Source organism: Porphyrobacter sp. THAI-01a (assembly GCF_056868655.1).
The window spans coordinates 3,244,458-3,268,488 of record NZ_CP180579.1 but is presented as its reverse complement, the minus strand read 5'-3'; the positions used below and the strand labels follow the sequence as shown (position 1 = coordinate 3,268,488).

General features: G+C 63.7%; 24 protein-coding genes and 2 pseudogenes. 8 read left to right on the top strand and 18 right to left on the bottom strand.

Annotated elements, in window-relative coordinates:
* Positions 1-7: 7 nt before the first annotated feature.
* Complete coding sequence (locus ACMX37_RS15855) at positions 8-1,048, top strand: DUF885 domain-containing protein (RefSeq protein ID WP_483146844.1); 1,041 nt, start codon at positions 8-10, stop codon at positions 1,046-1,048.
* Here ACMX37_RS15855 and ACMX37_RS15850 read toward each other — a convergent pair.
* From ACMX37_RS15850 to ACMX37_RS15840, 3 genes are all read right to left on the bottom strand, one after another.
* Positions 1,045-1,302, bottom strand: a complete 258-nt coding sequence (locus tag ACMX37_RS15850; protein WP_483146843.1) for a hypothetical protein — start codon at positions 1,300-1,302, stop codon at positions 1,045-1,047. The two genes, ACMX37_RS15855 and ACMX37_RS15850, sit on opposite strands and share 4 nt — an antisense overlap.
* Before the next feature lie 204 nt (positions 1,303-1,506).
* Positions 1,507-2,019 carry a hypothetical protein gene (locus ACMX37_RS15845; RefSeq protein ID WP_483146842.1) on the bottom strand — a complete coding sequence of 171 codons (513 nt, stop codon included), beginning with the start codon at positions 2,017-2,019 and terminating at the stop codon, positions 1,507-1,509.
* Positions 2,020-2,063: 44 nt separating this feature from the next.
* Positions 2,064-2,255 (bottom strand): helix-turn-helix transcriptional regulator, encoded by a 192-nt coding sequence (locus ACMX37_RS15840; protein WP_483146841.1) that lies wholly within the window; start codon positions 2,253-2,255, stop codon positions 2,064-2,066.
* Between the two features lie 458 nt (positions 2,256-2,713).
* On the opposite strand from ACMX37_RS15840, the gene ACMX37_RS15835 reads away from it, so the two are divergent.
* Entirely contained in the window at positions 2,714-2,983 is a 270-nt protein-coding gene (locus tag ACMX37_RS15835; RefSeq protein ID WP_483146840.1) for an excalibur calcium-binding domain-containing protein, read from the top strand.
* A 216-nt stretch (positions 2,984-3,199) separates the two neighbouring features.
* Positions 3,200-3,523 (top strand): YnfA family protein, encoded by a 324-nt coding sequence (locus ACMX37_RS15830; protein WP_483146839.1) that lies wholly within the window; start codon positions 3,200-3,202, stop codon positions 3,521-3,523.
* A 22-nt stretch (positions 3,524-3,545) separates the two neighbouring features.
* Here ACMX37_RS15830 and ACMX37_RS15825 read toward each other — a convergent pair.
* From ACMX37_RS15825 to ACMX37_RS15795, 7 genes and pseudogenes are all read right to left on the bottom strand, one after another.
* Positions 3,546-3,674, bottom strand: a pseudogene (locus ACMX37_RS15825) (cation transporter); the annotation flags it as partial.
* Positions 3,662-5,455: pseudogene (locus tag ACMX37_RS15820) on the bottom strand (efflux RND transporter permease subunit); the annotation flags it as partial. The pseudogenes ACMX37_RS15825 and ACMX37_RS15820, both read right to left, overlap by 13 nt.
* Before the next feature lie 70 nt (positions 5,456-5,525).
* Positions 5,526-6,689 (bottom strand): efflux RND transporter periplasmic adaptor subunit, encoded by a 1,164-nt coding sequence (locus ACMX37_RS15815; protein ID WP_483146838.1) that lies wholly within the window; start codon positions 6,687-6,689, stop codon positions 5,526-5,528.
* Positions 6,686-7,849, bottom strand: a complete 1,164-nt coding sequence (locus tag ACMX37_RS15810; protein WP_483146837.1) for a TolC family protein — start codon at positions 7,847-7,849, stop codon at positions 6,686-6,688. The genes ACMX37_RS15815 and ACMX37_RS15810 overlap by 4 nt, the downstream gene beginning before the upstream one ends.
* 156 nt (positions 7,850-8,005) lie before the next feature.
* A complete protein-coding gene (locus ACMX37_RS15805; protein WP_156437800.1) occupies positions 8,006-8,374 on the bottom strand; it encodes a hypothetical protein in 369 nt (122 codons plus the stop codon).
* 106 nt (positions 8,375-8,480) lie between these two features.
* Entirely contained in the window at positions 8,481-9,284 is an 804-nt protein-coding gene (locus tag ACMX37_RS15800; protein WP_231726152.1) for a DUF3703 domain-containing protein, read from the bottom strand.
* Positions 9,281-9,907: a cation efflux transmembrane domain-containing protein gene (locus tag ACMX37_RS15795; protein WP_483146836.1), complete on the bottom strand. Its 627-nt coding sequence runs from the start codon at positions 9,905-9,907 to the stop codon at positions 9,281-9,283. The genes ACMX37_RS15800 and ACMX37_RS15795 overlap by 4 nt, the downstream gene beginning before the upstream one ends.
* Before the next feature lie 83 nt (positions 9,908-9,990).
* Here ACMX37_RS15795 and ACMX37_RS15790 point away from each other — a divergent pair, with 83 nt between their 5' ends.
* On the top strand, positions 9,991-10,389 hold the full coding sequence (locus tag ACMX37_RS15790) for a MerR family transcriptional regulator (RefSeq protein WP_120222559.1): 399 nt from the start codon (positions 9,991-9,993) through the stop codon (positions 10,387-10,389).
* 85 nt (positions 10,390-10,474) lie between these two features.
* On the opposite strand, the gene ACMX37_RS15785 is transcribed toward ACMX37_RS15790, so the two are convergent.
* Positions 10,475-10,624 (bottom strand): hypothetical protein, encoded by a 150-nt coding sequence (locus tag ACMX37_RS15785; protein ID WP_155644913.1) that lies wholly within the window; start codon positions 10,622-10,624, stop codon positions 10,475-10,477.
* Between the two features lie 890 nt (positions 10,625-11,514).
* Here ACMX37_RS15785 and chrA point away from each other — a divergent pair.
* The 4 genes from chrA to ACMX37_RS15765 all read left to right on the top strand — a co-directional run bounded on the left by chrA (position 11,515) and on the right by ACMX37_RS15765 (position 14,810).
* On the top strand, positions 11,515-12,834 hold the full coding sequence (gene chrA, locus ACMX37_RS15780) for a chromate efflux transporter (protein WP_483146835.1): 1,320 nt from the start codon (positions 11,515-11,517) through the stop codon (positions 12,832-12,834).
* Positions 12,835-12,844: 10 nt separating this feature from the next.
* Positions 12,845-13,573, top strand: a complete 729-nt coding sequence (locus ACMX37_RS15775; RefSeq protein WP_483146834.1) for a superoxide dismutase — start codon at positions 12,845-12,847, stop codon at positions 13,571-13,573.
* Positions 13,574-13,656: 83 nt separating this feature from the next.
* Positions 13,657-14,193, top strand: coding sequence for a phosphatase PAP2 family protein (locus ACMX37_RS15770; RefSeq protein WP_483146833.1), 537 nt, complete (start codon positions 13,657-13,659; stop codon positions 14,191-14,193).
* Positions 14,190-14,810: a methyltransferase domain-containing protein gene (locus ACMX37_RS15765; RefSeq protein ID WP_483146832.1), complete on the top strand. Its 621-nt coding sequence runs from the start codon at positions 14,190-14,192 to the stop codon at positions 14,808-14,810. The genes ACMX37_RS15770 and ACMX37_RS15765 overlap by 4 nt, the downstream gene beginning before the upstream one ends.
* On the opposite strand, the gene cobA is transcribed toward ACMX37_RS15765, so the two are convergent.
* The 7 genes from cobA to ACMX37_RS15730 form a co-directional block, all read right to left on the bottom strand.
* Positions 14,779-15,609 carry a uroporphyrinogen-III C-methyltransferase gene (gene cobA, locus ACMX37_RS15760; RefSeq protein WP_483146831.1) on the bottom strand — a complete coding sequence of 277 codons (831 nt, stop codon included), beginning with the start codon at positions 15,607-15,609 and terminating at the stop codon, positions 14,779-14,781. The genes ACMX37_RS15765 and cobA overlap by 32 nt on opposite strands.
* Entirely contained in the window at positions 15,606-15,995 is a 390-nt protein-coding gene (nirD, locus tag ACMX37_RS15755; protein WP_073976339.1) for a nitrite reductase small subunit NirD, read from the bottom strand. Before nirD ends, cobA begins: the two co-directional genes overlap by 4 nt.
* Positions 15,992-18,505 (bottom strand): nitrite reductase large subunit NirB, encoded by a 2,514-nt coding sequence (gene nirB / locus ACMX37_RS15750; RefSeq protein ID WP_483146830.1) that lies wholly within the window; start codon positions 18,503-18,505, stop codon positions 15,992-15,994. Before nirB ends, nirD begins: the two co-directional genes overlap by 4 nt.
* Positions 18,506-18,694: 189 nt before the next feature.
* Positions 18,695-20,488, bottom strand: coding sequence for a bifunctional protein-serine/threonine kinase/phosphatase (locus tag ACMX37_RS15745; protein WP_483146829.1), 1,794 nt, complete (start codon positions 20,486-20,488; stop codon positions 18,695-18,697).
* On the bottom strand, positions 20,478-21,308 hold the full coding sequence (locus ACMX37_RS15740) for a formate/nitrite transporter family protein (RefSeq protein ID WP_073976567.1): 831 nt from the start codon (positions 21,306-21,308) through the stop codon (positions 20,478-20,480). Before ACMX37_RS15740 ends, ACMX37_RS15745 begins: the two co-directional genes overlap by 11 nt.
* A 17-nt stretch (positions 21,309-21,325) precedes the next feature.
* Positions 21,326-22,537, bottom strand: a complete 1,212-nt coding sequence (locus ACMX37_RS15735) for an alginate export family protein (RefSeq protein ID WP_483146828.1) — start codon at positions 22,535-22,537, stop codon at positions 21,326-21,328.
* A gap of 282 nt (positions 22,538-22,819) precedes the next feature.
* Positions 22,820-24,031, bottom strand: coding sequence for an ABC transporter substrate-binding protein (locus ACMX37_RS15730; RefSeq protein WP_483146827.1), 1,212 nt, complete (start codon positions 24,029-24,031; stop codon positions 22,820-22,822).

Sequence of the window (24,031 nt, the reverse complement as noted above, 5' to 3'; positions counted from 1 at the left end):
ACCCGAGATGATGCACAAGCTTTCGACCAGCCTCGCCGTGGCGCTCGCCGCGGTGACGCTCCCCGCACTGCCCGCAGCGGCGCAGACCGCAACCGCCGACACCGCCACGCAGAGCGAGGATGCGCGCCTCACCGCCTTCCTCGATGCCGCGTTCGAGGAATATCTCGCGCGCCAGCCTCAGCTTGCCACCCGGCTCGGGCTCAAGCAGGGCGGCGACCGCTGGAACGACACCAGCGAGGAGGCCACCCGCGCCGAGGTCGAGTGGCGCAAGGCCAGCGTCGCGAAGATGCGCGCCTCCTTCGACCGCGCGAAACTCTCGCCCGAGGCGCAGGTCAATTTCGACATCTGGGCGCTGGAGGCCGAACGGGCCGAGGTCGATTTCGCCAACCGGATCTATCGCCCGCCGTTCTATTCGCGCCTTTACTCGGCGCACAGCCAGCTGCCCGATTTCCTCGTCAACACCCACACCGTGGCGGACGCGACGGATCTCAGGAACTACATCGCCCGTCTGCGCGGGATGCCCGCGCTGCTCGACCGCGCGATCGAGCGCACCAGGGCGAGCCAGGAGGCCGGGATCAAGCCGCCGCGCTTCCAGATCGAGACGGTGATGACGGGCAGCCGCAAGCTGATCTCGGGTGCGCCCTATGGCGAAGGTCCGGACGCGGCGCTGTGGGCCGACGTCAAGGCCAAGACCGCCGCGCTGGTTGCCGCCGGCAAGCTCCCCCAGGCCGAGGCCGACACGCTGCTCGGCGAGGCGCGCGCGGCGATCCTCGCGCTTGCGCCCGCCTACGAACGCGTCGTCGCCTGGGCCGAGGCCAGCCTGCCCGACGCGCCGAGCGGCAAGGTCGGCGCGCTCACACTGCCGGGCGGCGACGCCTACTACGCCGCGCAGCTGAAGCTCGTCACCACCACCGACATGACCGCGCAGGAGATCCACGCCATCGGCCGCGCCGAAGTCGCCCGGATCGAAGCGGAACAGGACGCGCTGGCCCGTCAGGCGGGCCTTGCCGACCGCCACGCCTTCTATGCCGAGCGCGCGCGGCTCTAGGCGGCGCAGGCCGTGAACAGGGTGCGGTCAAGAACCCGTTCGGCATCGGCAAGGCGTTCCGATATCGACCCGATCACGCTCGCCATTTCGGCAAGATCGGTCTCCCGGTCGGCCCCGCGGATCAGGGCCAGAAGCCCCTCTTCGACGACCCGGCCAAGCATGGCGTACTGACTGAGCCCGCGCCGCTGCGCGAACTCGGCGAGCACCCGGTATTGCGACGGATTGAGGCGCACCGTCTGCACCCGCGCGCTCATCGGACTGCCTCCGGGGCGATGCGATCCGCCATCGCGAAAAATGGCAGAATTGCGTGGGTGCCGAGAGCGAGGCAGAGACGAGATGCTATCCGCATCCCGTCAAACCCGCAGAAATCCTCGCTGCACGCGTGCGTGGGGTGTGTATCCCTTTTCCGGGCCCGATGCATCGCATCGTGGCCCTTCATGGTTCCCGCTTTTCCGAGGTTACTGGTCATCGGCGGCTTGCTCCTCGTGACGGACGGGAGGCGTCGCAAGCCGGATCTGGGTCCTGGCGAGATGGTCATCGAAGAACCGCTCGCGCGGCTGCCGTGACGACGTCTGGCGGGCCACCATTGCGGGGTCCGTGAACCACCGCAGCAGCACCAGATCGATCGCAGCGCGCAGCTCATCGATGAGCTGACCGGTCTCCACAGGGGCAAGGGCGAGCCAGCCAAACTCGGTCTGCATCTGGCTTCCCAGAGGATAGCCAAAGCCGTCCTTGAGGTAGATCGGACCTTCGACAGTGAGGATGCAGGTCTCGCCCAGAAACCGCGCGATGACAGGGCGCTCAAAGGTCAGCCAGGGCGCAAGAGCGAAGCGCCGCGCGCGTCCGTCCGCGTTGTCCTCGGTAAGAAGGTCGACCAGCTCGGCCGCGTGCAGCTCGTCATCTTCAGGGACGCGGGCGAGGATCCAGCCTTGCGCGCGCAAGGCGGCTTTCACCATGGAATAAATGGACATAGGGAAGGTGCTTTCTGCGGGCCACCGCCCGCCAATAGAGGGGGTCAGTAGCGGCGCAGCGGAAGGGCGTTGATCCACTCCGCTATGTCGGCGGCGCGCCAGCGAATGCGGCCCCCGCCGATGTCGACGGGATGGGGGAAGCCCCCTTTTCGCATCTTTCTCCAGATGGTGGAGCGGCTGCGGATGCCGGTAAGGCGCAGTACCTCCTGGCAGGTGATCAGTTCGGTATTCGACATGACAGATTCCTCTTCATTCAAGGTTCTGTCACTGGCGCCGTCGTCCCCTTCCAGAGTGGCGGGTTGACCGTCGCACGGCGAGCCACACGACGATCATTCATTCAACCCGACACCCCTGCCTGAGCTTCAGTGACCATCAGAAGCTATGTGCGACGCCTGGCTGTTGGAAAGAACAAAACAGGATCAAATGCCGTTCCGTTTGGCGCGCGGACGGCGGTGGACGCACCGGGACGCATCGCGTTCGGCACAGTTCTTATGTGCGGGGAGCCAAAGCTCGGTTTTGTCGATGATCAGCAACATCAGCGTCGAGTTTTGTCAGCGCTTATGGCCGGAATCTGCGCGACTCGGTGCCTTGAGCACTTAACCGAGCCTTGAGGATTGAATTGTAATTCAATTCTATGGCGCGTTCCCAACCTCAGTGGCGGCCCAGCAGACGTCCTCATCGGCGTCCATCGCCCGTGCCCGAAACGACCCTGCAAACCGCCGGGCGCTACGGCCTGATCGCCGTGGCTTCGGGGCTTGGCTTGGCCTTTGGAGCGAATGCTTTGGAGGCTGCACAGGAGCGGCAAGCTATCCTCGATGCGCTTCCCGTCGGTTACACTTATTCGAGTTGCAATGAAGTCCGCGCTGCGGGTGTTGCGCCCCTTTATCGACATGAGGCTGGCTTTTCGGAGCGGCTTGATGGCGACGGCGATGGGGTCGGGTGCGAGCCCTATCATCGACAATAGCGGCAGCCCTCAGGCGACGAGTTGGTGTATGTGGTAGTCCGATCAGACTGCGGCATCGGCAGACTTTGACTCAGAGCCCATCATTCACGATCAGCGGCTAAACGTCTGCTTTTGGGGTCGCGCGTCAGCCCCGCTCATGGCTGCAACTGGGTGGAAACCTGCCATGGGTTCCGAATGATTGCCACACCCGTCCGTGCCTGTCAGACAGGCGCCGCGATGACCTATTTGATATACATCGGTGCGGCACTGGCCGAGATCGCGGGTTGCTTCGCATTTTGGGCTTGGCTGCGCCTTGATCGCACACCGATCTGGCTGATCCCTGGCGTTCTGTCGCTGTGCCTTTTTGCCTACCTGCTCACGCTCGTCGAGGCTGAGCATGCCGGTCGCACCTACGCGGCTTACGGTGGGATCTATATTCTTTCAGCGCTGGGTTGGCTTTGGATGGCTGAGGGAATCGAACCTGATCGTTGGGACATCATCGGAGTGGCCATCTGCTTATTAGGGGCGTCGATTATTCTGTGGGGGCCGCGCCCAGCTTGAACGAGGGAAGACGGATCGTCGATCACAGTTTGAACTGATCACCCTTCTCATGCTCTGTGCCATCCTCATCATGGACGTCCATGTGGGCGTCCCGCAGGATATCGATACCGCCATACAGCGCTATTCCGGCGACAGCGATATGCGCAACGATTGAACCGCCAGATCGCGTTCGTCGAGCTGCGGGGTGAACTCGCTGCCGAGGAAGGTGAACACCACTGCTGCAAGTGCAAAGGCTCCAGCGCCAGCTCCGATTACCGGCCAAGGCCGGGCAATCGCCTTGCGCAAGGCCGGACCATACCGCTCCTTTGCCCAGACAATCGGCTTTACTTCCTTCTCGGTCAGCTTCTTGTTGAGCAGCACTGCGATCATCGCCGGGACAAAGGTCAGCGACAGCACGAAGGCCGATGCCAGCGCCAGCATCATAGTGATCGCCATCGGCGAGAACGTCTTGCCCTCGACGCCGGTGAAGGTGAGCAGCGGGGCAAAAACAAGGAAGATGATCGCCTGGCCGTAAACGGTAGGTTTAATCATTTCCTGTGCCGCAAGGCGGGTTTCGGTCAGGCGTTCCCCGAGCGTTAGCAAGCGCCCTTCACGATGCTGCCGTGCAGCCAAGCGCGCGACGCTGTTCTCGACAATGATGACCGCGCCATCGACGATCAGCCCAAAGTCCAATGCGCCGAGGCTCATCAGATTGCCGGACACACCGAGCCGGTTCATCCCCACCGCTGCGAGCAGCATCGAGAACGGGATGACCAGCGCCGTGATGATTGCTGCCCGAATATTGCCAAGCAGCAGAAACAGCACAGCGATGACCAGCAAGGCCCCTTCGAGCAGGTTTTTCTCCACGGTTGCGATCGTGGCATCGACCAGTGACGAGCGGTTGTAGACGATCTCGGCCACCACACCTTCGGGCAGCGATGCGCGCACCTCCTCAAGCCGTGTCGCGGAGTTTGCGGCCACGGTCCGGCTGTTCTCGCCTGCGCGCATCAGAACCGTGCCGACGACTGCCTCTTCGCCGTTGAGCGATGCCGCTCCGGTGCGCAGATCGCCGCCAATGGCCACATCGGCCACATCACCGATGCGGATGGGAACGCCCTCGCGGGTCGCCACCACAGCCTCCTTGATCGCCTCGACACCGTCAAGCCGGGCATCGACGCGCACCAGCAATGCCTCACCCGCTCGGTCAACGAAGTTGGCTCCGGCCGCCAGATTGGCTGCTTCCAGCGCTTTAATCAGCGAATTGAATGACAGGCCGTAGCCGGTAAGCCGCGCCGGATCAGGCTGCACCAGATACTGCTTTTCGAAGCCACCGATGGAATCGACCCCGGCAACGCCATCGATGGACCGCATGAGTGGAGCCACGACCCAGTCCTGCACGGTGCGCAGATAGGCGGCCTTGGCCACCTCGCTGTCGAGCCGGTCGCCGCGCTCGGTAATGAAGCTGCCGTCGGACTGCCAGCCCGTTCGCCCACCTGTTGCCGCATCCTTGCCTCCGGGATGCTCATATTCGATCGTATACATAAGCACTTCGCCAAGGCCGGTCGAAATCGGCCCCATGGTGGGTTCCGCGCCTTCGGGCAGCGATGCACCAATCGGTGCAAGCCGCTCGTTCACCTGGCTGCGAGCAAAGTAGATGTCGGTCCCTTCCTCGAAGATCGCTGTAACCTGGCTGAAGCCGTTGCGCGAAATCGAGCGGGTCATTTCCAGCCCCTCGATCCCCGCAAGGCCGGTCTCGATCGGGAACGTCACCTGCGTTTCGACCTGCGAAGGCGAAAGCGCGGGCGCGCTGGTGTTGATCTGGACCTGCGTGTTGGTGATGTCGGGAACCGCATCGATCGGCAGCCGGACCAGATTGAATGCGCCATAGATCGCCGCAAGGATGGTCAGAACGATGATCCCCCAGCGAAACCGTACCGCAATGTCGAGAACCATGCCGATGACGCCGTGGCCACCATCATTGCCGTGGTTCGGACTATCCTCGTGTGAGGGAGCCGTGGTTTGATCAATGCCCATGTTCGGCTTCCCCCTTTTCGAGTTCAGCTTTCAGCAGAAAGGCGTTTTCAGTCGCGACGGCTTGTCCGGCGCTCAGACCGGAAAGGATCGTCACCATTCCGCCCGAGCGGTTGCCTGTCTCCACCTCACGCGCCTGGAACCCGCGGCGGGTTCGAACAAACACGACGTCTTTGCCGTCAACGACCTGGACGGCATCTTCAGGAACAGCGATGCTGCGCTGATCCACTTCGCCGGAAGGACGGATGCGGGCCTGCAGGAAAGATCCGGGCTGGAGGCCAGAAACGCTTCCCGGAAGATTGAGAATGGCAGTTGCACTGCGGCTTTCAGGGTCGAGCGACGGTGTCACCGAGCGCACGCGCGCTCCGATTTCCCGTCCATCGCCGACAATGAGAGCAGCTTCATCGCCGGGCTTGATCCGGACAGCATCGGCAGATGGCAAAGCGACCTCGATCTGCAAACCATCGGGATTGATGACCTGAAACAGTTCCTCACCGGCATCCACATATGAACCAAGCACGATGGGCGCAGTTGTCACACGGCCAGATATGGGGCTGGTAACAGCCAGTGAGCGGCCATCCCCGCTTACCCCCGCTGCCGAGACAGCGGCCTGTGCACGGGACAGTTCGGAACGGGCGACATCAAGATCGGCCCTGGCAGCTTCAAGATCCTGTCTCGCCGTGACGTTCCCCTCGAATAAGCGTCGCTCACGGTCATAGGCAGAAGAAAGCGCCGTCACCCGCGCGCGCGCTGCACTCAATTGCGAAGCGAGCGCAGCAGCATCAGCGCTTTCGATCCGGGCGACCGTCTCGCCCTGGCTGACATAGTCACCCAATGTCTTGCTGATACTGCGAACCACACCGGTAGCGCGTGCATCAATCCGTGCAGTGGCAGCCGGACTGGCCGCAACCGTCGCGGGAAAGACCAGTTCAACGGCGGCGCCGGACTGCACAGTCTCTATTCTGATCTTGGCAGCGCGCAGTTGTTCATCACCGATCAGGACAAGACCTTCCGGCAAGGCGATTTCGGCCACCTCATCGTCTTGCTGGACAGCAGCCTCGTTCGCGGGCCAGATAAAATACAGCAACGCTGCGGCGGCGATTACAATCGCGGCGACAATCGCCAGCGTTCTGCGGTTCATGACAATATTCCTCATTGTGCAGCTAGCCTGATAAGTTCGGCGGCGGCCTGTCCCCGGTCCTGCTGCGCAGCGATCAGCGCCTCACGGATTGCATCGCGGGCATCGGCGGCGGCCAGCACTTCGATCAGCGGAAAGCGGCCATTGCTGTAGCCGATGCGGACGAGCCTCAGAGCTTCTTCGGCCTGTGGCAGAGATGTTGCGGAAAGGGTTTCAACGCGCCCCTCAGCAGCAAGGTAGGCGGCGCGTGCGCGGGCAACGGCCTGTTCGTAATCCGCGAGCGCAACAGCTTCGCGGGCAGTTGCTGCGCGCAGATTGGCTTCGGCAGAAGCGATATTGCCCTGATTACGATTGCTGAATGGAAGCGGGATCGAGACGCCGACAATGAAGGCATTGGCGTTGCTCTCCTCGAACCGCCGCACGCCGGCCGAGATGGTTGGGTCCGGGATGCGCAAGCTGCGTTCCCGCGCTATTTCTGCGGATGCGGCAGCTGTGTTTGCCCGCGCAAATTCCAACTGCAATGGCGCACTGGCTGCCATTATCTGGTCTGGCGGTGCAATGGTGGGAAACTCACTCGGCACCACAGGCGGCGCTGCCTGCTCGCTCCACAAAGCGGCTAGGCCTGTTCGTGCAGCAAGGCTGGCCGCTTGCGCAGCTTGGAGCTCAGCCTGCGCTTCAGCGAGCGCGGCTTGCGCCCGCAAGGCTCGCAGCGGCGGCTCGCGGCCGACCTCCACCAGCAGGTTCGCAATGCGCGCCAGTTCCTCGTTGCGCGCGACGATATCGCGGGCAAGATCAAGGCGCGATACGGCTGCAACGGCTGCGATATAGCGCTCGCGCACCACAAACCCGAGCTCCGCCTGCGAGAGGTTGGCCCTCAGGGTTGCAAGGTCGGCCTGGGCCTCGGCTGCTGCGATCCGCGCACCCCGCTTCCCGCCAAGTTCAAGCTGCTGGCCAACCGACAAGGTGATTTGTGTCGCACGTAAGCCGGAGAAGGCGCCGCTACCGGCAAAATCCTCAGCTTCGAGAGAGACCTGCGGATTGGGCCGCAAGCGCGCCTGACCGATGAGCGCCTGTGCTGCCTCAGTTTCAGCGCGCGGCCCGATAAGGCGCGGATTACTGTCGGCAAACGCGGAGCTATCTGTAACACCGCTGCGGTCGAGCGCTTCGTCGAGCGACACCACCTGTGGCTCCTGCGCAGCGGCAGGCTCCGATAACGTGGCGAAGGCCAACCCTGCAATCAGGGCGCCCCGCCATAATATGACTGACATTTTGGATGACTTCCTCTGCTGACGTTCAAAAACGGCACCGGAAATCATTCCGGCGCGCGTGGAGCGTCAGACTCGAGGAGGGGGGCTCACTATCTCGCGATCAACCGACGGCAAGCGGTCAAAGCGTGCCGACAAATGCACCGCCAAAAGTTCCGGGCTCTCGATACCAACTGCGGCGCCCTCTACGTTGGAACCGTGGTGGCAATGACCGTGAGCGCATACGCCGTGCTGCTCGACAGGAGCATCGGGATCGCCCTGATCAGTCTCGTCGTGTGCTTCCGCCTGAAGCGAGGTGATCGCAATTTCAGACCCGTCCGTAAATCCGGCTTCAGTCCCGCAGGTTGCGGCATCAGCGACCGTTGCCAAGACAAGCATCATCAGCGCCAGAAGTATGGCAAGAGGGCGCAGGGCAACAGGGCGGAGTGCAAGCTTCATGAACGCGATGGCGCCAATAACATTGGCAAATGGGTGGAGCAAGGCCGAAATATCTCGGTAATATATAAGGTTATATTATCACGCCGTAACTGAGCACGATCTGGCATCATCTGCTTCCTTGATCAGGCTGATCAATTTCCAGTTGAAGATCATCCGGCACTGGCATTGGCGCAAAAGCGCTCACATTCGATCGTCCGGTATTGCCGACCGGCAGCCGTCCCGTCACCGCGCCAATTGGTGCCAGAATAATCCGGACTATCTGGCCCATAACTTCGCTCCAATCGCGCCGTCGGATCGCAAATCCCAGCATGGCGCCATGACTGGCGAGATGTGGGCCAAGATAGGGCTGCGAAACGATATGAACCCGCTCCAGATGGTGCCACGCACGATCATCGTCGCCTGCTTTTACCGCTGACCGGTATGCCGCCATTTCGGCCGCGATCACCCGCCGCGCAGTAAAGCTGTTGGCAAGCCCCCGCCAGCGCCGCTGCCGGTGCCAATAGAAGATTTGCGCGAAGGCCCAGATGAACGGGGTCAGGGCTCCGGCCGAAACTTCGACCTCGTCGCTGTAATGCGTCCCGCCGTTTGGTTCCGGCATGACGGTGATCCAATGATCCCACCTGGAAATGAGGGCACTGTGCCCGTTGTCACGCAGTCGTTTTGGCCAGTCGGTGCCGTCAGCATCGTGCGTGGACGTCACAATCCACTGTGTCCCGAACGGAATTATGCCAAAGAGGCGGAGCTTGACCTCGTAGCGCCCGCCCGGTCGAAAGCTTTCGAACGCCGCGTCGTCGATCGGGATGAAGCGCACCAGCGGCCAAGCAATATGCTGCAACAGGCCCGCCTTCTGGACTTCTGCCCAGACAGTTTCCGGCTTGAGCGCAATATGTGTCGATCGGGAAACCTTCATGCCGCAACGCTCCGCAATTCAAGCCGCGCCTGCCGGACAATCTGAATGCCGCCGCTGATCCCAAGCAGCGCCAGGATCGCTGCAACAACAAGGTCGGGCCAGGCCGTCCCGGTGCCGAACACGCCAAGTGCAGCCGCCATCACGGCGATATTGCCGATCGCGTCATTGCGCGAGCAAATCCAGACCGAACGCATGTTCGCGTCTCCGGTGCGGAAGCGATAGAGCATGATGGCGACACCGGTGTTGGCCGCGAGCGCGAGCGCACCGATGATCCCCATCAATTCAGGCTCGGGTGCAGCGCCGCCAAGCGCTGCCAGAACGGCCGTGATCATCACCCAGCCACCCAGACCGATGAGGGTAAGACCCTTGGCCAGCGCGGCCCGCGCCCGCCATGCCAGCGCCATGCCGGCGACCAGCAGGCTGATCGCATAATTGGCGGCATCGCCCAGAAAATCGAGCGCATCAGCCTGCAATGCGCGGCTGTCAGCAGCGGCCCCGGCCGCCATTTCCACCGCGAACATGCCAGAGTTCACAAAAAGCGCGATCCACAATGCCCTGCGCCAGCGCGGGTCATTCAGCGTTGCGGTCGTTCCGCACGCGGCCTTGCAGCAATCATCAGCCATTATCTTACCTTCTCGACAATCTGCGAGTCGGCACTCTATCTACACCCTGTAGCAACTACAGGGTCAACCCCGAAGGAGTGGCAATGAAAATTGGCGAACTGGCAAGCGCCACGGCGACCAAGGTCGAGACGGTGCGCTATTATGAAAAGATCGGGCTGTTGTTGCCGCCTGCGCGGACCAGCGCCAACTATCGTGCTTACGGCCATGATCATCTGGCGCGTCTGTCGTTCATCCGCCGCGCCCGCAATCTCGGTTTCACGCTCGAAGCGGTTCGCGAACTGCTCACGCTGTCGGATGACAAGTCCCAATCCTGCGATGCAATCGACGAAATCGCGCGCGTCCACCTCACCGAAATCGACCGCAAGATCGCCGATCTGAGCGCGTTGCGCGGCGAGCTCGACCGGGTGGTCGGTTCCTGCCGCCACGGGACAGTCGCCGACTGCAAAATCATCGAGACCCTGGCCCCGTGCTCGTTAGCATAAGCGAACCGCGCGCAGCGAAGAGATCACAAAAAAGCGGGCGCCCGGTCAGTGACCAGACGCCCGCCCTTATGTCTTGGCTAGTCCCTTACGGGCAGCAGTCCATTGCAGCCTCGCAGCATGCGAGCACGAGGTCGCAGCAGGACATGGCCAGCGATGCGACCTGATCCGGCGCGGCGGCAAAAGCGGCCGAGCTGGAACCGAGCAGCACTGCTGCCGTGATGATGTACTTCTTCATGATGTTATCTCCGTTGAAATTTAATTGCGTGGATCAGCGGAGCATTCGGGGAGGCGGTGGCTCCGGCCCTCCAATAGGTAGAGGCGGAAACTTTCCAAGAAGCGCAAGAAACGTGAGTGGCGATAAATCACGGGGCTCGAGCGACGAAATGCGCTCTGCCGGAAGCATCTGGCACATGGCCAAGCAATAGCTCTGACACTGCCCGCGCTCATCATCCATGCAATCGCCGCATTCGCCTGCATCTGCGGCCATCTCTGCCATGGGTGCGCAACCGTTCGCTGCATAGGTTGCCTCTACGGGGAGCATTGCGACCAAAAAGGCCGCAAGATATAGAAAGAGGCGCTGTGCCACTGGGTGGACCATACTGCTGTATCCGCCGTGATCAAAGATATAGTTACACAGCTATCCGGTAAGCTCCTCGTCGCTTCGAGCAGTGCAAATTGTCTTCGCAAAACCATCAGCTCCCCGGTGATCCGGGTCAAAGACGAGATTGGCGTCACTGACAATTCTCGCCTCAACCGCCCCTTCATTGACCTCAACACTAAACGAGATGCGGAAGGCAGGAGAGCGGAGGTATGTAAGTCGCCCGTAATCCGATTGGATGAATGGACCGCATTTGCTCACGGCAAATATGGGGTCGCTTCCTGAATGGCAGCAATTTTTCAGAAGCGAGGCAAAGCTGCAAGACCGCTTTCGGGATCGCGCATCCGCCCGGCTCATGGCAGCTCGTGGGTGGATAGCGGAATTTCCGTTTCGACCTTGCCGAGACTTGCGCCGCATTCTAAGCCTGCGGCGACGGGGCGAAGCAACCTCCCGTTCAGGCCGAGAAAAGCCCAAGCGTTGCCTCGTAGCCTTGCCGTTGTTGGCGAGGCCATCCGTGCGAGGTCGTCTTGGCGTCATCGGTTCTCACACCCTCTATTACCTTCACCGACCTGCTGCGGGCGTTTACCCGCATCGGGCTGCTCAGCTTTGGCGGGCCTGCTGGGCAGATCGCGCTGATGCACCGGGAATTGGTGGAAGAGCGCAAATGGGTGGCCGAGGAGGATTTCCTCCACGCGCTCAATTTCTGTCATCTGCTTCCCGGCCCCGAAGCGCAGCAGCTCGCCACATGGATCGGGTGGCGGCTGCATGGCTGGCGCGGCGGGCTGGCGGCGGGATTGCTGTTTGTCATTCCGGGCGCGCTCGTCATTCTCGGGCTGTCGATGCTGTATGCGATTGCGGCCAACCTTGCATGGGTCGAGGCGCTGTTTCTCGGCGTGAAAGCGGCGGTGCTGGCGATTGTGGTGCAGGCCTTGTTGCGGATTGCCGGGCGTGCGCTCGATACGGGATTGAAGCGTGCGCTGGCGGTGGCCGCGTTTGTCGGCCTGTTCCTGTTCGATCTGCCGTTTCCGCTGATCGTGCTCGGCTCCGGGGTGATCGGCATGGCGGTGGCTGCCAAGCGGCCTGACCTGTTAGCGCTCAAGCCCGGCAAGGTTGGCGAAGTCCTGCCTGATCGACCTTGGCGCACCACGATCCTGTCGATTGCCCTGTGGGGCGCGGTGTGGGGTGCGCCGATGCTGCTGATCGCGCTGACGCTGGGGCAGGATCATGTGCTGTGGGACATCGGCGCGTTCTTCTCGCAGCTCGCCATCGTCACCTTTGGCGGGGCTTATGCGGTGCTCGCCTATATGGCGCAGGAAGCGGTGCAGGGGTTCGGGTGGCTGCGTCCCGGTGAGATGGCCGATGGGCTTGGCCTTGCGGAAACGACGCCGGGGCCGCTGATCCTGGTGACGCAATTCGTCGGCTATCTCGCTGCCTTCCGCGCGCCGGAGCCGTTCTCGCCATTCGTCGCCGGATTGCTGGGTGCGGGCCTGACGACATGGGTGACCTTTGCGCCGTGCTTTCTGTGGATCTTCGCGCTTGCGCCTTGGATCGACCGGCTTGGCAATGCCGTGCGCCTCAAGGGTGGGCTCGCGGCGGTCACGGCGGCGGTCGTTGGGGTCATCGCCAACCTTACGGCATGGTTTGCGCTGCATGTGCTGTTTACCGAGGTGGGCCAGCGCCAATTCGGCCCGCTGCGGTTATATTGGCCGGACCCGGCGAGCTTCGAGTGGCGCGCAGGCGTGCTGGCGGCGATTGCCTGCGTGCTAGTGTTCGGGCTCAAATGGTCGGTGCTGCGGGTTCTGGTAGCCGCGGCGCTGGGCGGCATGGTTATGGTCTTGGCAATCTGAGGAGGACGACTTGAGCATCATCACACGCAGGCAAGCCATCGGCACGGCAGCATTATCGGCCACGGGTATCGCGCTGGCAGGAACGGCGAGCGCAGCCTCGGCGCAAGACCCTGCCGCAGCCGCTTCCCGCGCCGCTGCCTTTGCCGGCAAGCACACCCCCAAACCGCTGCGGTTCGACCCGGCCAAGCTCACCGGCCTGTCCGAGCGGCTGATTACATCGCACTGGGAGAACAATTACCAAGGTTCGGTGCGCGGGCTCAACACCATCGAGACCCGCCTTGCCGCCGCGATGGCTGATCCCGATTTCCCACCCGTCGCCTATGCCGGGCTGAAGCGCGAGGAACTGCACCGCACTGGATCGGTGGTGCTGCACGAATATTACTTCGATGCACTTGGTGGCAACGGCAATCCGGGCGGCTCGATTTACGAGGCGCTCGATGACTGGTTCGGGAGCTTTGATGCGTGGCAGTCCGAATTCCGCCGCACCGCCATGTCGCTGGCTGGCGGATCTGGCTGGTGCATCCTCAGCTACAACCGCCACACCCGGTCACTGCACAACTACTGGGCCTTCGATCACATGCATGGTGCAGCCACCGGCGCGCCGCTGATCGCGCTCGATATGTATGAGCACAGCTTTCACATGGATTACGGCGCGGCGGCAGCGAAATATGTCGATGCCTTCATGGCCAACCTCGATTGGGAGGTGGTTGACGCAAGGTATCGGGCGGCGATGGCGTGAAGGGACATTCTGCAAATCGGCTCTTGATCCTTACCTTGTTGGCCTTTGCCGTTGGCGGAGCCTGCCTCGCAGTTCAGGGGCCATTGCCCGGTGACGTCGGGGCTACGCGCACATTGCAATCGCTGTTTGGCAATGCGCCGCGTTGGGCTGGATGGCTGACCGACACGGCCAAGCCACCAATGGTGATTGCAACTATTGGGGTGGGGGCCGGGCTGGCATGGCTTGCTGCTGGCTGGCGCTCAGCGCTTTCGGTGCCGCTTGCCTTCGGCCTCGCCTGGCTGATCGACAAGGGCTTGCGCGCTGTGATCTTTGCGCCGCGGCCTTCGGCGGATCTGGTTGCCGTTGCCAGCGCCAGCAGTTCGAGCGGGCTGCCCTCCACCTTCGGGCTGGTCTATGGCAGCATCTTCGGCGTGGTTGTCTTTGCGGCAGCATCGGGCAGGTCGGCGAGTTGGCTGCGCGCCCTTGCGCTCGCTCTAATCTTCGCCGGAGCGGCAGCCCGGGTGGTGCTCGGCGGGCACTGGTCGAGCCAGATGGTCGCCTCGGTTCTGCTGGGTCTGCTCGCGGCCGCTGCTGCAAGCGAAGTGGCCGATCGGATGCTCATGAAGGAAGGCGCACAATGACAGAAGAACCCCAGCAGCACTGGGATCGGGTCTATTCCAACAAGGCACCCAGCGAGGTCAGCTGGTTCCAGAGCGAACCGCGCCCTTCGCTTGCCGCGCTTGTACGCTTTGATGTGCCCCACACGACACCTTTCGTCGACATCGGAGGGGGCGCCTCCAATCTCGTCGACGCCTTGCTGGCAAACGGGTGGAGCGATGTGTCCGTGGTCGATATTGCCGCCCCGGCACTGGAGGCGGCGCAAGCCCGACTGGGCGAGGCGGCAGCCGGCGTCCACTGGGAGATCGCCGACATAACCCGCTGGAACCCGGCACATCGCTACGGGGTATGGCATGACCGGGCCGTCTTCCATTTCCTAACCGAGCCTGAGCAACGGGACGCCTATCGGCGCGCTTTGCTGGCCGGAACCGCGCCCGATGCACTCGTCATCATTGCCACCTTCGCGCCCGATGGGCCAGAAAAATGCAGCGGCCTGGCAGTGCAGCGCCATGATGCGGCAAGCCTAGCCGCTGCAATCGGAAGCGAGTTCACGGTGCTCGACGACTGGCGTGAGGAACACCTCACCCCGTGGGGCGCTGCGCAGAAGTTCATCTGGTGTGTGTTCCGGCGAGAGGGATAGCCCCTCTCGCAAGGCGCTCTGCCGGGACGCAGACTGCGGTTCCTTCGCTTCGGTTGTCCTGTGCAGCAGGTGCGCGCGCAAGCGACATCGCGGCTCCCACCAGAATCAGCGCCGGACCATCCCCCAGCGCAGTCCGTGCGGCGAGCGGCAGCAGTTCGAGGCAGGTGGTGAAGATCCGTTCCTCCGGCAGGCTGGCGTTTTCGACCATCGCCACCGGCGTATCGCAAGCTAGGCCAGCGCGCTGCAATTCGCGGGCGACCAGCGGGGCTGCCGCTTTGCCCATGTAGATCGCCAGGGTCGCGGCAGGATCGGCGAGCGCGCTCCAATCGAGATCTAGCGGTTCGGTGCCGCGCGCATGGCCGGTTACGAAGGTCAGGCGCCGGGCCAGCCCGCGCAGGGTCAGCGACGTGCCAAGGCTGGCGGCCGCCGCGCTGGCGGCGGTCACACCGGGGCAGATGTGCGTCCGCACGCCTGCGGCCCGGCAGGCGGTGAGCTCTTCTGCTGCCCGCCCGAAGATGGCGGGATCGCCGCCCTTCAACCGCACCACCCGCTCGCCCGCCAGCGCGGCGGCGACCAGCAGCGCGTCGATCGCTTCCTGAGGTTTGGAATGGCGGCCTGACCGCTTGCCCACCGACACCCGGCGCACGCCCGCTGGGATCAGATCGCGCACGCCGGGGCCAACCAGCGCATCGTGGAACACCACGCTGGCCGATGCGATCAGGCGCGCGGCCTTTACCGTCAGCAGATCGGGATCGCCGGGGCCCGCGCCCACCAGCCACACCTCGCCCGGCGCGATCATGCGGCGGTATCCAAGGCGCACGTGCCTGCCTCAGCCTGACGGCGCGGCGCCAAAACCGCTTCGCGCAGCAGGAAAATGCGCCCACTTTCCACCTTTAACGGGATTGTTGGCGTGCACCCCCGGTCATCGCCCAGCGCCTCGCCCGTGCGCAGTGAGATGCGCCAGCTGTGCAGCGGGCAGGTGACGCTGTCGCCATGCACCAGACCTTCGCTCAAGGGCCCGTGCTTGTGCGGGCATTTGTTGACCAGCGCGAAATATTCCCCGCGGGTGGTCAGGAACACCGCGATCTCCTCGCCCCCTGCCACCGGAAGCGTGCGGGCGCTGCCAGCCTTGATCTGGGTGACGGGTCCGATATCGAGCCATTGGCCCACAGTATCGCTGTTCATTGTGCCTTCTCCAGATCAAGCGGGCGGACTTCGGCAAGGTGCTGGTGCAGATCGTGATGCGCGCCCGCTGCGCGGCCTGCCCAGGGGTCGATCTGCCAATATTTCTGCGACAGCCGGAACCGCGCAGCCAGCCTGCTGATGCGGTCAGGATCAGTGAACAGCTGCGCTTTCAGCCATTCCAGGCCCCTGCGTTCGATCCACGGCGCGGTGCGTTCGAGGTAATGCGCATCCTCGCGGTAGAGCTGGATGAAGGCGAGGCAGTGCTCCATCGCCTCGGCTTCGGTCTCGACCTTGCACAAAAGATCGGTGACCCGCACCTTGATCCCGCCATTGCCGCCGACATGGAGTTCATAGCCGCTGTCAACGCAGACGATGCCGAAGTCCTTGATTGTCGCCTCGGCACAGTTGCGCGGGCAGCCGCTGACGGCGATCTTGAACTTGTGCGGCATGTAGCTGCCCCAGGTGGCCTGTTCGATTTTCACGCCCAGCCCGGTCGAATCCTGCGTGCCGAAGCGGCACCATTCGCTGCCCACGCAGGTCTTCACCGTGCGCAGCGCCTTGCCATAGGCGTGGCCCGATACCATCCCTGCGGCGTTCAGATCGGCCCAGACAGCGGGCAGATCCTCTTTCCTGATGCCGAAGATATCGAGCCGCTGCCCGCCGGTGACCTTGACCATCGGGGCGTTGTATTTCTCCACCACGTCGGCAATCGCCCGCAATTCGCGGGGAGAGGTGATGCCGCCCCACATGCGCGGGACGACGGAGTATGTGCCATCCTTCTGGATATTGGCATGGAGCCGTTCGTTGACGAAGCGGCTGGTCTCGTCATCCGCATATTCGCCCGGCCAGGCGCACAGCAGGTAGTAATTGAGCGCCGGGCGGCAGGATGCACAGCCTTCGGGGGTGGACCAGTGCAGCTCCTGCATCACCTGCGGGATCAGCTTCAGATCGCGCTCCAGGATCAAGCGGCGCACGTCATCATGGGTGAAGCTGGTGCAGCCGCACAGCGTCTTTGGCCCCGCCTCGACCTCGGCGCCGAGGGTCAGCGCCAGCAGGCTTTCGACGATATTGGTGCACGAGCCGCAGCTGGCCGAAGCCTTGCAGGTCGATCGGACGGCGGCGACGCTGTGCGCGCCGTCATTGATGGCGCAGATGACGGCGCCCTTGGAGACACCGTTGCAGCCGCACACCTCGGCATCATCGGCGAGCGCCGCGACGGCGGCGTGCGGATCGCCGCCCGCCCCGCCTGCCGCATAGGCCTGCCCGAAGATCAGCGACTGGCGGATGACGGCGATATCCTCGCCCTTGCGCAGCAGATCGAAATACCAGTTGCCGTCTGCCGTATCGCCATAGAGCACCGCACCGATCAGCCGGTTGTCCTTGATGACGAGCCGCTTGTAGATGCCGTGCGCCGCATCGCGCATGACGATATCCTCGCACCCCTCACCGCCCGAAAAATCGCCTGCGGAGAACACATCGATGCCGGACACCTTGAGCTTGGTCGAGGTGACCGAACCCTCGTAGCCAGCGCCTCCATCCCCGCTGCCGGTCAGGTGGTCGGCCAGCGCGCGGCACATCTCCCAGATAGGCGCGACCAGACCATAACACGCCCCGCGATGCTGGACGCATTCGCCCACCGCAAGGATCGCATGGTCGCTGGTGACCATGTTATCATCCACGACAATGCCGCGCTCGCAGGCAAGGCCCGCCGCTTTCGCCAGCGCCACCGAAGGCTTGATCCCGGCCGCCATCACCACCAGGTCAGCGCGGATGCGGGTGCCGTCCTCCAGCACGATGCCTGCCACCCGGCCCGCCGCGCCAAGGATCGCCTTGGTGTTGGCGCTGGTGAGGATGGTGTGCCCGCGCCGTTCGAGTTCCTGCCGCAGCAGCCATCCGGCCGCTTCATCCAGCTGGCGCTCCATCAGGGTGGACATCAGGTGCACCACGGTCACCTGCATTCCGCGCAGGGCAAGACCATGCGCTGCCTCCAGCCCCAAGAGGCCCCCGCCGATGACCACAGCGGCGTTGCTGCCTTCGGTCTCGCCCGCTTCGGCAGCGGCGATCATGCGGTCCACATCATCCAGATCGCGGAAGGTGACGACGCCGGCCAGATCATGCCCCGGCACCGGGATGATGAAGGGATCAGAGCCGGTGGCGATCACCAGCCTGTCATACGGCAGCACCAAGCCCCCACGCGTGACGACAGTGTGCGCCTCGCGGTCGATCCTCTCCGCCGGATCGCCGCTGATAAGCGCGATGGCATTGTCCGCATACCACTGCGGGCCATTGATGATGATGTCGTCAAATGCCTTCTCGCCCGCCAGCACGGGTGACAGCATGATGCGGTTGTAATTGACCCGCGGTTCGGCCCCAATGATGGTGATGTCGAACCGGCCGGGCGCGCGGGCCAGCACCTCTTCAACCGCGCGGCACCCGGCCATGCCATTGCCGATCACCACCAGCTTTTCGCGGCTGCCGGGCGTATCGGGGAAGGGGAAAATCGCGTTCATGCGCTGTAATCCTGTGCCGACAACGCACGCAAAAAAGCCGCCAGGTCATCCGAAGGACCGGCGGCGCCATTGCCACGTTGTGATGGGGAGAGAGTAAGGTCAGGCGCGTTCCCTCGTTGGAACGCTGACGGATTGGAAACTACCTCAGTCGCACCGGCTTGCCAACCTCCTTTTTGCATTGCAGCATGATCACCGCATCAGCGCGATCATCAGCGTCGCCGCCAGCACTGCGCTGACCACCTGCCACAGCACAACCGGATTGCGCATCAGCAGCGGCGCAGGCTGGGGGTGGGTGAGCGCGGTGTTGGGGACGCTGAGATCATGCACAAAGGCGCTGACGTGCTGGTAACGCAGATGCGGTTCGACATGCAGCGCATGGGCAATCGCGGCATCGGCCCAGTCAGGCACGTCATCGCGATATGTCGCGACCGGCACATACCGCAGGCTGCGCTGGCGCGACAGGGTGTCAGCCGCGCCCGCGCGCGGGCCATAAGGCAGGTGCCCGGTCAGCAGGAAATAGGCCATCGCGGCGAGCGAATAGAGATCGCTCTGCTCGCTGGCGGGCAGGCCGCGATACAGTTCGGGTGCGGAAAATTGCACGGTTCCGGCAAAGGCATCCTCGCCCGCCAGCGGCGCGTGTTCTGTCATGCCATCAATCCGGGCCGATCCCAGATCAATGATGATCGCCGTGCCATTGGCATCGATCATCACATTGGCCGGGCGCAGATCGCGGTGGATGATCTGGCGGCGGTGCAGCGCATACAGCCCGCGCGCCACCTGAGTGATGATTGCGCGCACAGCAGCAATATCAGCGCGGGGGTGATCGCGCTGCCATTGTTCGAGCGTGATGCCATCGCAATAGCCGCTGACAGCATACAGGAACCGGCGCGGGCGGGTGCGCGGCGGGACGCTCAGCACGTGCGAGCTGCGCACCCGGCCAAGCGCCCATTCCTCCAGCAGCAGCTCGCTGCGTGCTTGCGGATCGCCCGCCCGCTCGGCCGATAGCCGCTTGATCGCCACTGCAGCGCCGGTGGCGGTATCGCGGGCGAGCCACACATGGCTGCGGCCGCCGATATGCAGCGGACGCAGCAGGGTATAGCCATCACAGTCCTGCCCGGCCTGCCATTCGGGCGGATCGGGCAGTTGGGCCTCGGCCGCGACCAGATCATCTGCCGCGCGCTGGCGAACGCTGTCCACCCGCACCAATTGCACGGTGAGGTTGTCCTCGGCCCCCGCTGCCAGCGCGGCCTCGCACAGCAAGCGGGCGGCGGCGCCGAGATCGGGGTTGGCTTGCACCGCCTGCGCAATCTCGCGGTCTGTCAGGCCGTCGCCAAGCCCGTCAGTCGCCAGCAGCAGGATATCGCCGGGTTGGACCGTGATGCGGCTGTGATCGATCTCGACATGGCGGCCCATGCCCAATGCGCGGGCAAGCAGGTGCACGCCGCCGCCTGCGGGCACACGGTGCGCCTCAGTCAGGCGTTCAAGGCCGCTTGCGTTCACCCGCGCTGCAACACCATCGCCAAGGTGCAGGATATGCGCGGCGGCATCGCGCAGGATCAGCGCGGTGAAGGTCGTGACGAGCCCCTCCGCCTCACGCGCGCGGTCGCTGTCGGCGTAACCGGCGCCCATTCCGCCCAGCATCGCGTTCTGGCCGTGCATCCAGCTGTTGATCGCTGCAATCACCCGCTGGGCGCTGGTCCGGGGCGACCAGGCATCGGGCGTGGCGTAGTAATCGGTGAGGAAGCTGGCCACCGCCGTCTCCGCCGCCTCGCGCCCGCGGCGGCTAGTGCTGATCCCGTCGGCCACCACAAAGGCCATGCCCTTGTGCGCCAGCAGGTCGCCATCGGGCAGAATGCAGCCGTAAAAGTCCTGATTGTCAGGCTTCGCCCCGGCGCAGGAATATTGCCCCACCGTCACGGTCAGCCGGTCGGGCGGCGCATTGCCTTGCGCCGCCCCCACAGGTTCAGCCAGTTCAGGCGGCAATCTTCAGCTCCGCTGCATTGCGCTTGGGCGAAGTGCGGTAGTGGGTCGAATAGAGCATCAGCCCGGTGAACGTCAGCCCACCGACCAGATTGCCAAGCACCACCGGCAATTCATTCCACAACAGGTAATCGGCAATCGTGAACTTGGCGCCCAGCATCAGCCCGGTGGGGAACAGGAACATGTTCACGATCGAATGTTCGAACACCATGTAGAAGAACAGCATGATCGGCATCCACATTGCAATCACCTTGCCGCTGACCGTGCTTGACATGCTCGCGCCGACCACGCCGGTCGATACCATCCAGTTGCACATCACCGCGCGCACAAAGATAGTCAGCCACCCGGCCGCGCCATAGGCGGCATAGCCCAGCGTGCGCTTTTCGCCGGTGATCGCCATCGCTTGGCCGACCGGATCAACCTCGGCGGCAAAGCCGAAAGTCCAGTAGATCGCCATCATCACCGCAGTGGTCAGCGCGCCGGCGAAATTGCCCACGAACACCAGCCCCCAATTGCGCAGCACGCCGCCCCAGGTGCACCCCGGACGCTTGGCCCATACCGCCAGCGGGGCGAGCACGAATACGCCGGTGAGCAGGTCGTAGCCGAGCAGATAGAGCAAGCAGAACCCCACCGGAAACAGCACCGCGCCCGCCAGCGGCTGGCCGGTCTGGACATTGATCGTCACGGCAAATGCTGCCGCCAGTGCCAGGATTGCGCCTGCCATGAAGGCGCGGATCAGCGTGTCCTTGGTCGACATCATGATCTTGGATTCGCCCGCTTCAATCAGCTTGGGCACGAATTCACTTGGGGCAAGATAGGCCATTAAGCGTCTCCTTGGGGTCAGAATGCGATTTCGGTCTGGAGCCAGAACTTGCGGGTGTCGGCGGCAAAGCCATCGGCTCGGTAGCTGGCAAAGCGGGCAAGGAAGGATGCGCGGCCCACGGCAAGGCCGGCGGACAGATCGATCTCGTCGCCGTAATGCCGACTGCCGAAATCGCTGTCGAAGCGGTGGTAAACGGCCAGCAGATCGACCGTGCCGAGGCCCTTCACGGCAAATTTCTTGCCCGCGCGGGCGAAAGTGTCGGTCAAGCCCGCATCGGGCGTGCGCAGGAACAGGTCGGCCCAGCCATTAAAGGCAAATAGCGTGGCCAGCGGGGTCTGGAACGCGCCGCGCCCGCCATCACTGCCGAGCTGTTCGACCCCAGCCCCCAGCGAAAATCCGGCCCAAGTCGCACCCAGCTCGCCTTGCAGGTAATGGGCGGTATAGGCGACCGGGTTGCCACCGGTATCGGACTGGGTGGCCAGCGTCGCCCTGGCGTTCAGGGTCACCGGGCCGACCGGCAGTTTGAACGCAGCTTTGGCGCCGAAGGTGTTGCTTGACGCGTTCAGGCGGGTGTCGAAATCGAGGAGATAGGCAAAGCCGGTGACCTCGCCGCGGGCCAGCTTCACCCCGGCGTTGAGGAACACCAAATCGCCGTCATAGCGGAAATTGGGGCTGTCCGCGCCGAACACGGTCTGCACCGCGCTGGCATAGGTCGCATCGAGCCGGACCGGGCCGATCGCGGTCTGCCCACGCACCGCATCATAGGTCTGCTCATTTTGACGCCACACCACGTTGCCCACGAAGCGCGCATCATCAAGAATGATCCGCTGGCGGCCAAGCGTGACGCTGTTTGCGCCATTACGCCAGGCGATCTGGGCGCGGTTGAGTTGGAGGTTCTCAGGATCGGCCACCACAGAAAAGCGCGTCCGGCCATTGCCCGGAATGGTGTTGTTGAAGCTGTCGGTCAGCTCCGTTGTTGCCTCGCCCTCGATCAGCAGGGAAAATTCACCGCTGGCGATTTCAAACCCTGCATGAAGGCGCGCAGTAAGTGCATTGGCGGGCTCAATCGGCTTGTCCTCGTCAACCGTCTCGCGGCGCACCTTCAGCGCAAGGATCGGATCCAGCGTCACGCCATCGGCAAGCGCAATCGGATCGCCGGGCGCAGCCAGCGCCGGGACGTTGCAGCAAGCGGCTGTCAGGGCAAGCAAGCAGTGTGGGTATGCGCGCATGGATCACCTCTCTGGCTGAAGCCGGTGCATGACCGGCCACGAGAGGCGAGCGCCGTTGCCCGCCGGATGCAGCATCGACCGGGGCCGACGCCAAAAATCAAAAAGCCGCCACGATGCACCTTTGTCAGGTGCGGATCGGGCGGCGTCGTTGCCGTAAATCGTTCAGAAAGGGCTGCCCGCAAGCACATCCGGCACTGGATTGCTCAGCAGCTTCGGGACAAAAGATAAGCCAGCCGGTGCCGCCGCGTAAAGCCTTATTTTGCAGCGCAGCATCATTTCCGGTCAGGGCAAGGCGGCAAGATAGGCCTCGATCTGGTCGGGATCGAAGGTCAGCCCGTCGAAAAAGCGGTTGGCAGACAGCGTCAGCGTGCCTTGCTGCGCGCCGACCTGCGTCAACTGCGTTACGCTGCCTTCAACCTTGGAACTGGCATTGGGCAGATCATCGCCGGTATTGATCAGCGCGGCGCGGTAGACATCGGGCCGGAACACCCGCATCGCCCGCGCGGCGTCGGCCGAATCAAACGCCGTATGCCCCCAGCGCACCATCTGCGAATAGAGCCACGCTGCCTGGCTCATCCACGGAAAATTGGCCGCCTCGCTGTGCTGGAACATCAGATCAGGCAAGTGCACCGGCGCAGCATCATGCGCCAGCACCAGCCGGTCCGATATCGCCCGCAGCACCAGCGCGGGGTCAGCATCAAGATAGGGCGCCGAGGCAAGGATGCGGGCGTTCTCGGCAAAATTGGCCGGGTCGATGAAGTGGCGGCCCGCCCGGCGCATCGCCCGGATCAGCGCGGCAAAGGCTTCGGCCTTGTCGGCCAGCACCGGCTCGCGCACCGCCAGCACCTTTTCCACCCCGCGCCGCCAGATCTGCGCGGTGGCGAGCACGATGGTGCCGACATCGCGTTCGACGCAAACCGAGCTCCACGGTTCGCCCACGCAAGACCCGTCAATCTCCCCGCTCGCCAGTGCATCGGGAACGAATAGTGGGGCGATGGTGACGATCTCGACATCGTGATCAGGCCGGATACCGCAGGCGGAGAGCCAGTAGCGCAGCTTGTAATTGTGGCTGGAGAAGCGGTGCACGACGCCAAACCGCAGCCGCCGCCCCTGCTCCTGCGCAGCCGCTGCTGCTTCGCGCAGCTGCGCGCCAACCGCTGCGGGATCGCCATACTCGCCCGGTGCCGCCACCCGTGCCGCCAGAGGTTTGCTCAAGGTGATCGCATTGCCATTCAGCCCCAGCACAAAAGGCGCGGCGAGCGGCTGCGCTGGCCGGCCCAGCCCCAGCGTGGTCGCAATCGCCAGCGGCGCGATCATGTGCGCGCCATCGGTGTGGCCATAGAGCAGCCGGTCGAGTACGGTCGCCCAGCTCACATCGCGCACAAATGTCAGCGCCACGCCCTCGTCAGCGGCAAAGCCGTGTTCATGCGCCAGAATCGGCAGGCAGGCATCCACCAGCGGCAGGAACCCGATGGTCAGCTTGGCATCGGCCAT